Genomic DNA, 243 nt, shown 5'->3' with positions numbered 1-243 from the left:
GCGGTGACCAGCTCATCGCGGTTGTTGGCACGCAGCACGTTGTCGATCAACGCATCCACCGCGGGCGACTTCAGACCGATCACGTTGTCTGAGCCCTGCTCGTCCGCCGCCGCCGAACCGAAGCGGTCCTTCAGCTCATTGCCGGGGCTCTGCGAATCGGGAAACCGCAGCGAGATCATGTCGAAGTCGAACTCTTCGAGCCGCTTCTGGTACAGCGTGAAATCGGTCATGCGCTGGTTGACC

General features: G+C 61.7%; 1 protein-coding gene. It reads right to left on the bottom strand.

Annotation, left to right across the window (positions count from 1 at the left end; all coding sequences use genetic code 11):
* Positions 1-243, bottom strand: a 243-nt coding sequence (locus tag ACVA58_RS28565; RefSeq protein WP_446513601.1) for a hypothetical protein, incomplete at both ends; no start/stop codon positions are given.

The sequence above is a fragment of the Photobacterium sp. DNB22_13_2 genome (assembly GCF_052873915.1).
This window is presented reverse-complemented; position numbering and strand designations above follow the sequence as displayed.